At 28.9% G+C, this 9266-nt stretch carries 14 protein-coding genes; 13 read left to right on the top strand and 1 reads right to left on the bottom strand.

Annotated features, from left to right (window positions below; all coding sequences use genetic code 11):
• Positions 1-116: 116 nt before the first annotated feature.
• Positions 117-662, bottom strand: coding sequence for a hypothetical protein (locus ACLVEP_RS09940; protein WP_412584557.1), 546 nt, complete (start codon positions 660-662; stop codon positions 117-119).
• 300 nt (positions 663-962) lie between these two features.
• Between ACLVEP_RS09940 and ACLVEP_RS09935 the strand changes: the two genes are divergently transcribed.
• The 13 genes from ACLVEP_RS09935 (at position 963) to ACLVEP_RS09875 (ending at position 9228) form a co-directional block, all read left to right on the top strand.
• Positions 963-1517 (top strand): Sir2 family NAD-dependent protein deacetylase, encoded by a 555-nt coding sequence (locus tag ACLVEP_RS09935; protein ID WP_412584555.1) that lies wholly within the window; start codon positions 963-965, stop codon positions 1515-1517.
• A 5-nt stretch (positions 1518-1522) separates the two neighbouring features.
• Positions 1523-1975 (top strand): DUF3990 domain-containing protein, encoded by a 453-nt coding sequence (locus ACLVEP_RS09930; protein WP_412584560.1) that lies wholly within the window; start codon positions 1523-1525, stop codon positions 1973-1975.
• Positions 1972-2442, top strand: a complete 471-nt coding sequence (locus tag ACLVEP_RS09925) for a hypothetical protein (protein WP_412584553.1) — start codon at positions 1972-1974, stop codon at positions 2440-2442. The genes ACLVEP_RS09930 and ACLVEP_RS09925 overlap by 4 nt, the downstream gene beginning before the upstream one ends.
• 16 nt (positions 2443-2458) lie before the next feature.
• Entirely contained in the window at positions 2459-2914 is a 456-nt protein-coding gene (locus ACLVEP_RS09920; protein ID WP_412584551.1) for a hypothetical protein, read from the top strand.
• Between the two features lie 161 nt (positions 2915-3075).
• On the top strand, positions 3076-3627 hold the full coding sequence (locus ACLVEP_RS09915; protein WP_412584550.1) for a hypothetical protein: 552 nt from the start codon (positions 3076-3078) through the stop codon (positions 3625-3627).
• A 12-nt stretch (positions 3628-3639) separates the two neighbouring features.
• Positions 3640-4164, top strand: coding sequence for a YgjV family protein (locus ACLVEP_RS09910; protein WP_412584549.1), 525 nt, complete (start codon positions 3640-3642; stop codon positions 4162-4164).
• A gap of 16 nt (positions 4165-4180) precedes the next feature.
• Entirely contained in the window at positions 4181-5080 is a 900-nt protein-coding gene (locus ACLVEP_RS09905; RefSeq protein WP_412584547.1) for a hypothetical protein, read from the top strand.
• A gap of 12 nt (positions 5081-5092) precedes the next feature.
• Complete coding sequence (locus ACLVEP_RS09900; protein ID WP_412584546.1) at positions 5093-5575, top strand: hypothetical protein; 483 nt, start codon at positions 5093-5095, stop codon at positions 5573-5575.
• 19 nt (positions 5576-5594) lie between these two features.
• Entirely contained in the window at positions 5595-5867 is a 273-nt protein-coding gene (locus ACLVEP_RS09895; protein WP_412584544.1) for a GNAT family N-acetyltransferase, read from the top strand.
• A 126-nt stretch (positions 5868-5993) separates the two neighbouring features.
• Positions 5994-6173, top strand: a complete 180-nt coding sequence (rpsU, locus tag ACLVEP_RS09890; RefSeq protein WP_022002829.1) for a 30S ribosomal protein S21 — start codon at positions 5994-5996, stop codon at positions 6171-6173.
• 120 nt (positions 6174-6293) lie between these two features.
• Positions 6294-7556 carry a dihydroorotase gene (locus tag ACLVEP_RS09885; protein ID WP_032090439.1) on the top strand — a complete coding sequence of 421 codons (1263 nt, stop codon included), beginning with the start codon at positions 6294-6296 and terminating at the stop codon, positions 7554-7556.
• A gap of 9 nt (positions 7557-7565) precedes the next feature.
• Positions 7566-8318, top strand: a complete 753-nt coding sequence (locus ACLVEP_RS09880) for a dihydroorotate dehydrogenase electron transfer subunit (protein ID WP_412584542.1) — start codon at positions 7566-7568, stop codon at positions 8316-8318.
• Entirely contained in the window at positions 8311-9228 is a 918-nt protein-coding gene (locus ACLVEP_RS09875) for a dihydroorotate dehydrogenase (RefSeq protein ID WP_032090437.1), read from the top strand. Before ACLVEP_RS09880 ends, ACLVEP_RS09875 begins: the two co-directional genes overlap by 8 nt.
• Positions 9229-9266: the final 38 nt, after the last annotated feature.

The following is a 9266-nucleotide window of genomic DNA, read 5'->3' as shown; positions in this document are numbered from 1 at the left end:
ATTTGATTAGTTTTCCAAGAAATACTTACCAACATTTATCTTGGGTTAGGTTTTACAATTTATAAATTTCTATAAATAAAAAAGTTTCCCATTATGAGAAACTTTGATTTCAAGACCTAATGTTTTTTAATTTTATTTTTAGCCAACCTTACCATACTATCATCTAATGTAGTACGTGGATTTTCTAAATTATAAGTTTTTGCCCAATCTTTGTAATGTTTATCCATGTAACCTTTTATTTCATTAGTTGATTTTGTTTGGAATAAAGTGATTAAGTTTACATCATCTTCTATTTTAAAAATATCATTTAATTTTAAAATAAATTTAGATGTATTTTCTTCGATGTCTAAACTTTCAAAAAAATAATTACCTTTATTTGTATAGAGGCTTAAATCTACAAAATAGTTAAAATAAATACTAAATTTTCCAGAATTACGATGTGACATAAAACCTTTAAAACCATCTTTTAAAAGACCTATAGATGGATTGTAGATTCTATTAACAGGTAAAATTTTAATATTATTAATACTACTAAACGGAACGGTAATGTCTACATTAGATTCATTTTTAATCATTAAAGCATCTTCGTTTAAAATAAGTTGTGGTACATCATCAGAAATACTTGTTACTGAAAATTGTGCTTTTATTCTTTTTTCTTCCATTGCAAAAACCTCCTTTTTTCAAAAAATAAATTCATTACATCGAAGTGCTTTATTATTTCTATCTTTAAAAAATTATACCATATAATATGTAAAAATATTGCGATTTAATCAACTTTTTAATGCGTTATAATAAGTTTTAATATCACTTTCGAAAATAAATGTTATTCTTTAAAAAATACATTTAGATTTATATATAGAATTATTTAGTGTATGAAGATAATTCTTTAATATGTTAAATCAAAATAGATAACCAATAGAAATATGTGATATAATTTTGATTAGTTAAAGGAGTTGATTTATATGAAAATATTAGCTTTTACAGGAGCAGGAATATCAAAACAAAGTAATATTCCAACATTTATGGAAAGACCAGATGTAAGGGAAAAACTATTTAGAAGTTATGCCAATACACATCATGAAGAATATAATGAAGTTATTAAACAACTTAAAGCCAATATGAATGGTGCTCAACCCAATGATGCGCATATTGCTTTAGCCAAGTATCATGTACCAATTATTACGATGAATATTGATGGATTGCATAAACTAGCTGGAAGTGATGCTTTAGAATTACATGGTGGTTTACCAGAAGATGATGAAATGGATATTGCATATTCTTTATATAATAAACCGGTACTTTATGGTGATCCAGCACCAAATTATCAAAAGGCTTATGAAATGGTTTATAAATTACAACCAGGAGATATCTTTTTGGTAGTAGGATGTTCATTTCATACAGGAATATCTGTTGATTTAAGAGAAGTTGCGAAAGCTAGAGGAGCAAGAATTATCGAAATACAAGAAGATGCTGCTCATAATGTTAGAAAAGTGTTAAAAGAATTAATGAAAGGATGATTTAAATAGAGTTATTTCAAGGTGATAAAACAATTATAGAGCAACCTAAAATTATTACTGATGGTCATTATAAAGATTTTGGTTATGGTTTTTATTGTACAAATTTAGAAAAACAAGCAAAACGTTGGGCATTAGTTAAACAACATGGACATGTTGTTAATGTCTATGATTATTTAGAAAACAAATCATTAAACACACTTGTATTTGGTGAAATGACGGATGCATGGCTTGATTTTGTTGTGACTTGTAGACAAGGTACTAAACATGATTATGACATGGTAGAAGGTCCAATGGCTGATGATACTATTTGGAATTATGTTGATGATTTTACACGTGGAGAAATTTCAAGAACTGCTTTTTGGGAATTGGTTAAATTCAAATATCCTACTCATCAAATTGTATTTTGTAGCGAGAAAGCTTTAAAACAACTTCATTTTAAAAGGAGTTATTCATTATGATTAATAAATACTTTGAAGACGAAGAAATTCAACAAAATGATCTTTTCTTTATGTGTTCAATGATTGAACGTGTTGCACGTAAAATACACCAAAGAAATAAATATGTTGTTAATACTCTTGGTTATGAAAATCTTTATCATCTTATCAGTCTTGCAAGTGTGTTGCATTGTGAAAATCCTGATAAAGTCGTTGATGATTGGATCAATGAATATCATTTAGAAAAAGGAACATTTAATATAAAAGATGTTGATAAAGAATTATGTACAATTATACCGACACCTACCGATATGGGAAAGGTATATATGCGTCTTATTGTAGATACAGCTTTATCAGAGGAAGATTATGTATCGGGTATTATACGCGTTTATAATGATGATATTTGTAAAATAATTGATAACTATACAAATGGGGCATTTTATGAACCTTCTTATGTTATTGCAAGAGCATATAAAGAGGGTGAATTTTAGAAAGGAAAATTAATTGATGAATACGATTTTAATTAAACCACATCATTTTATTGATATTATTAAGTTATATGGATCAGGAATAGAAAAATTTGTTCCTGATGAAAAAATGGGACATGATTTTTATAAGGTTGCTAATGAAATTATTGATAACCCATCTATTGATTTAAAACTAACAATTGATGGAGATGATATTTGTAAACCTTGTAAAAAGTATCATGAACAATGTATAGATCCATTAACTCATATACAAGGATATACTAGTAAAGATGTTTATAATAAAACTTTAGATAAAAGAATTATAAAATTATATAACTTAAATGATGAACATTATACGGCAAAACAATTATGTTCTATAATTCAAAATAATAAAGAATATATCTTTGAAGTTTGGAATGAAGAAGATAATGAGGTAACACAAAAAAGATATGAATTGTTTTTAAAAGGGGCTCATAAATTTTTAAATAAGAATTAAAGGAGATTGTTATGGGATTAGATGTTTATTCAGGAACTTTAACACGTTATTATACACATCATTGAAAAACAAAAGCACAACAATATGCTGAAAGTCATGGTTTAAAGTTTCAAACAATTCGTTCCAATCAAGAGGAAGAAGATTTATCTGTTGAAGAAGTATTGGATATTACTACAAATTGGAAAGATAACATCATTTATGGATTAAAAATGGATGATGTTTTATGGCATGAAGATTACCAAACGACACCTTATTATACAAATAAGCCAGATTGGGATGCTTTAAATGCTTTACTATTATATATTTCAGCAAAATATACAAATCAAGAAGTACCAAAAACTATTGAAAGAAATATCAATATTTATGAACATCCTATTGTTAAAGAATTTATAGAAACAAAAGACTTTCAAGTTTCATTATTTGATGGAAGTGGTTGGTGGATACCAATTAAACGTAACATCATGTTTAATTATGTATTACCTAATGATGAAAAATGCACACTAGCAACAAGTTCTTTACTTTTAGCTGAATTAGAAAGATATAATCGTTTTGAATGGAATGAAGATGAAGAAACGATTATATCTTGGCAAAAGAGCGAAGGTTATGGAGATGATTATAATACGGAATCACTAGCTAAATTTGCTTTTTCTATTTTATGGCAAGCAGCAAAGTTTTCTTTAGAAAATGGAACAGTCATAATTTTTGATTATTAATGGAGATTTTTAATGAAAAGTGATTTTGTTATACAAATAATAGGGTTAATAGGCACTTTTTTATTCTTTATTTCTTTTCAATGCAAAAGTAATAAAAATCTTTTTCGAGTGCAATTTGTGTCTTATTTATGCTATACATTTCATCTTTTATTACTGGGCGCTATTACCGGTGGAATCAGCTATATCTTAAATACAATTCGTTCATTTTGCCTAGGTAGTCAAAATGAAAAATTAAAGAGTAAAAAAATGTGTATGCTTATTTGTACTCTACAATTAGTAGGAATGGCTTTTACGTGGTCAGGGTGGATTTCTATGTTACCAGTGATGGCTAATATTGCTGCAACGATTGCTGGATATAGTAACAATGCACACAAAATACGTCTTGCAGGGATGTTGATTAATTCTCCACTTTGGATTGTTTATGATCTTATTGTTGGCTCTTGGGCAGGTATTTTAGATGAAGTTGTGAGTGAATTGTCGATGATTATTTCTATTATACGTTATGGTTGGAAAAATTTAGATCATATCAAAGAGTGAAAGGAGAAAAAGGAAAATGTTAAAAAAGGAAAAAGCTTATTTTCATTTACCGGGATTATTTGAGTTTTATGAATTGTATAAAGTCTTTTTACCTTTATTTTATCATCATCGAGAATACTTTTATGATTGGTGTGAAATAGGTTCTATTTATGGAAGTCCTGAAGATTGTTTATGGGGTGGAGGACGTCTTGGTGAAGGAAATCAAAACCCTTATGAAGTTCTTTCTCTTATGAATCAATATCATATTTCCTCGCGACTTACTTTCAGCAATTCTTTACTCCAAGAAAAACATCTTCAAGATAAAAGATGTAATGACCTTTGTGCTTTATTTGAAAAGAGTGAGATTCAAAGTGGAATTATTATTCATTCTGATTTATTGATGGAATATTTAAAAAAGAAATATCCACGTTTTTATTTTGTTTCTTCAACAACGAAAGTTCTTACAAAATTTGAAGAATTAATTGATGAATTAAAGAGGGATGACTTTTTATATGTTGTTCCAGATTTTCGTTTAAATAAAGTTCAACAATTAGAAAATCTTTCACAAAAACAAAAAGATAAAATTGAATTTTTATGTAATGAATGCTGTTTTATAGGATGTCTTGAACGAAAGAAATGTTATGAAACAGTTAGCCGTCAAAATCTAGGAGAAGATTGTTTAGATCATATATGTAAGGCTCCAGGTTCTAAAGAAGGATATCGCTTTTCAAAAGCAATGCAAAATCCTAGTTTTATTAGTGTTGAAGATATTCAAAATAATTATCTGCCAAAAGGCTTTTCGCAATTTAAAATTGAGGGAAGAAGTTTAGGAAGTGCTTTAGTGTTAGAATTTTTACTTTATTATATGGTCAAACCGGAATATCAAATACATGTAAGAGAAGCAATTTATTTAGATAATATGTTAGATTTATTTTAAAGGAGGGAGAGTATGAATGTTATCATTGAAGGTCTGATTTTAAGTTTGTGTCTTTATTTGAGTTGTGCTTGGGGAATCAAAGATGGACCAGTAAATATGGTTTATTTATATGATAAAGAAGTACAAGAAAGAGTTATTTCTTTAGGATTAATTACAGAAGAAAAGATTAAAACAGGTGGAAAACGTTTTAAAACATGGGGTTTACTTTTTTATTTTGGCTATTCTATTATTTGTGTTTATGTAATTAATGGAGCAAGAGAATTTTTACCTGCTTTTATGCAATTTTTAGGTATTTTACTTATTATGGGTGTTTTTGATCGTATTGTTGTAGATACTTTATGGGTAGGACATACCAAGGCTTGGATCATTCCTCAAACAGAAGATTTGATGCCTTATATTCCTTTGAAAGTTCATCTTAAAAAATGGTTGATTACACTTGTTTTTTATCCAATAATTGCGGCTATTATTTGTGGAATCATTTCTGCTTTATTATAAATAAAAAAGGAGTATATAGATGAAAATAGAATATAAAGAAGGTCTTATTGTTTTAAAAGATCAAGATGAAGAAGTCGGTTATATTAAATATGTTAAAAAAGAAGAAAATGTGATTGATGTTATTTCAACAGTTGTTCATGAAAAATATCAAGGTCAAGGAATGGCAGGAAAGCTTTTTGATGCTTTGATGGACTATGTAAAAGACAATTCTATGAAAATAATTCCATCTTGTAGCTATATTGAAAAGAAGCTTATGAAACTACCAAATTCGTGTGATTTTTTGCATAAATAGGGCAAAAAAGTATATTATACGCAAAAAATTAATATTTATGCGTAAAAATAACAATATTTTCTTGCAATTAGGAAAGATTCTCTATATAATACTTTTGTAAATTAAGAGTCAAAGGGGGGAATCATCATGGCAAAAACTGTAGTAAGAGAAAACGAATCTTTAGATGACGCTTTACGTCGTTTTAAAAGACAAGTATCTAGAACAGGTACCCTTGCTGAAGCTCGTAAAAGAGAATTCTATGTTAAACCAGGATTAAAAAGAAAATTAAAATCTGAAGCAGCAAGAAAAAATAATAAAAAAAGATAATAAAAATACAGCCTTCTTGGCTGTTTTTTTATGCCGTTTTTTCATTGAAAAAATAAGTATCATTTAGTATACTTTATATGATAAAAATAAAGATGTTTTTAATCGAAAAAGGGAGAAACTATGAAAACTGTATTAAAAAATGGAAATGTTTTTTACCAAAATAAAATTCAAAAATTAGATGTAGAAATTGATGGTGAAACAATTAGTCAAATAGGTCATGATTTAGATGGTGAAAATATAATTGATTGTACAGATCTTTTAGTAACACCAGGTTTTGTTGATCTTCATGTTCATTTACGTGAACCAGGATTTGAACATAAAGGAACTATTAAAACAGAAACTTTATCTGCTAAATATGGAGGGTATACGCATATTGTAGCGATGGCTAATACAAATCCATGTATGGATGATAAAGAAACTATTGAAGATTTTATTCAAAGAGTTCAAAAAGATAGCTCTATTCATACATATACTTATAGTGCTATTACGAAAGATTTAAAAGGACAAGAGCTTGTTGATTTTAAAGAAAATAATGCTTTTGATATTGTACAGGGATTTTCTGATGATGGAAAAGGTGTTCAAAGTAAAGAAATGATGGCAAAAGCCATGAAAGAAGCAAAAGCAATCAATAGTATTATTGTTGCTCATTGTGAAGATGAAGGAGAACTTGAAAAAGGAGCATGTATTAACTTAGGACGTGTTTCTAAAGAAAATGGTCTTGTAGGAATCAATAATGCTTCAGAATATAATCATGCTTTACGTGATTTACAATTATCTAAAGAAATTGGTAATCGTTATCATATTTGTCATATTTCTACTAAAGAAACTGTGGCAGGGTTAAGAGAATATCGAAAACAAGGACTTCCTGTTTCAGGAGAAGCTTGTCCACATCATTTGATTTTAACAGATGAAAATATTAAAAACTTAAATCCAAATTATAAAATGAATCCACCACTTCGAAGTAAAGAAGATTTAGATGCTTTAATTGAAGGACTTAAAGATGGAACAGTGACATGTATCTCAACAGATCATGCACCTCATAGTGATGAAGAAAAATTAAAACCAATTGATCAAGCACCATTTGGTATTATTGGTAATCAACATGCTTTTAGTCTTGTTTATACATATTTAGTTAAAAAGAATTTGTTAGATTTAGAAACTGTTTTAAAATGTATGACAGTCAATCCAAGTCAAGTCATTGGATTGGATCATGATATGGCAGTTGGTAAAAAAGCTAATATTGCCATCATTGATTTAAATGAAGAATATACGATTACGAGAGATAATATTTATTCAAAAGCAAAGAATACACCATTTTTAGATACAAAATGTTTTGGTTTAGTAAAATATCATATTTTAGATGGAAAGATTGAAAAATTATAGGAGGAGTTTATGAACTATCAAGGGTTAATGGAAATTACAAAGATTGAAAACATTGCAGATGATGTTTATGAAATGACTTTAAAGGGAGAAGGGGCTAAATATATTAGTCAACCTGGTCAATTTATTAACATTAAGATCAATGAAAGTTTACAACCTTATCTTAGAAGACCAATGTCTATTTCAGATTATGATGAAAATACAATTGTGATTGTTTTTAAAGTTGTTGGTCAAGGAACAGAAATTTTAAAGAATAAACAAATTGGAGATCAATTGGATTGTTTAATTGGTTTAGGAAATGGTTTTACTGTTCAAGAAGGAAAAGCTTTACTTATTGGTGGAGGACTTGGAACACCACCTCTTTATAACTTAGGTAAAAAATTAAAAGAAAAAGGTGTAGAAGTAACAACTGTTTTAGGATTCTCTTCTAAAAAAGATGTTTTCTATATTGATAAATTCCAAGAATTTGGAGATGTATTAATTGCGACAATGGATGGTTCTTTAGGTGTTAAAGGAACAGTTATTGATGTTATTAAAAAGGCTAATTTAACATTTGATCATTATTATACATGTGGACCTGAACCAATGTTAGATGCGCTTGCCTTAAATTATCCAGAACACGGACAACTTTCTTTTGAAGCAAGAATGGGATGTGGTTTTGGAGCTTGTATGGGATGTTCATGTAAAGTGAAAACAAAACCTTATAAACGTATTTGTGTAGAAGGACCAATTTTACTAAGTGAGGAGGTTATTGTAAATGGTTAATTTAAAAGTTAAACTTCCAGGTTTAGAAATGAAAAATCCAGTTATTCCAGCGTCAGGAACTTTTGGATTTGGATATGAATTTACAAGATTTTATGATATTAATGTTTTAGGAAGTATCATGATTAAAGGAACAACGCTTGAACCACGTTATGGAAATCCTTTACCACGTATTGCGGAAGGGCCAAGTGGAATGCTTAATGCGATTGGACTCCAAAATCCTGGTGTTGATGCGGTTATGTCACATGAGCTAGAAGAACTTCGTAAATGTTATAATGATAAAGTCATCGCTAATATTGGTGGAAGCTGTATTGATGACTATGTTGAAACAGCTAAACGTATTTCAACACATGATATGGTAGGAGCATTAGAACTTAATATTTCTTGTCCAAATGTTCATAGTGGAGGTATTCAATTTGGAACAAATCCACAAATGGCTGCGGATGTTACACGTAAAGTAAAAGCAGTTTCTCAAAAACCGGTTTATGTTAAACTTTCTCCTAATGTAACAGATATCGTTGAAATGGCAAAGGCCGTAGAAGAAGCTGGAGCTGATGGAATTACAATGATCAATACTTTAGTAGGTATGCGTTTTAATATCAAAACTGGAAAACCAATTATCGCTAATGGAACTGGTGGTTATTCAGGACCAGCTATTTTCCCAGTAGCTTTACGTATGGTTCATCAAGTAAGTAAAGCTGTTAAGATTCCAGTAATTGGTATGGGTGGTATTTCAAGTGCCCATGATGTTATTGAAATGATGGTTGCAGGCGCAAGCGCTGTGGCGATTGGTTGTCAAAACCTTGTTGATCCATATGCTTGTTATAAAATTATTCAAGATTTACCAAAAGAACTTGAAAAACTTGGTGTTGAAGATATTAATGATATCGTTGGATTATCACATCAATATTAAAAAGAGAAATGAAAGATTTCTCTTTTTCTATCATTATC

Source organism: Faecalibacillus sp. (assembly GCF_047023275.1).
Classification (GTDB): domain Bacteria; phylum Bacillota_I; class Bacilli_A; order Erysipelotrichales; family Coprobacillaceae; genus Faecalibacillus.
This window is presented reverse-complemented; position numbering and strand designations above follow the sequence as displayed.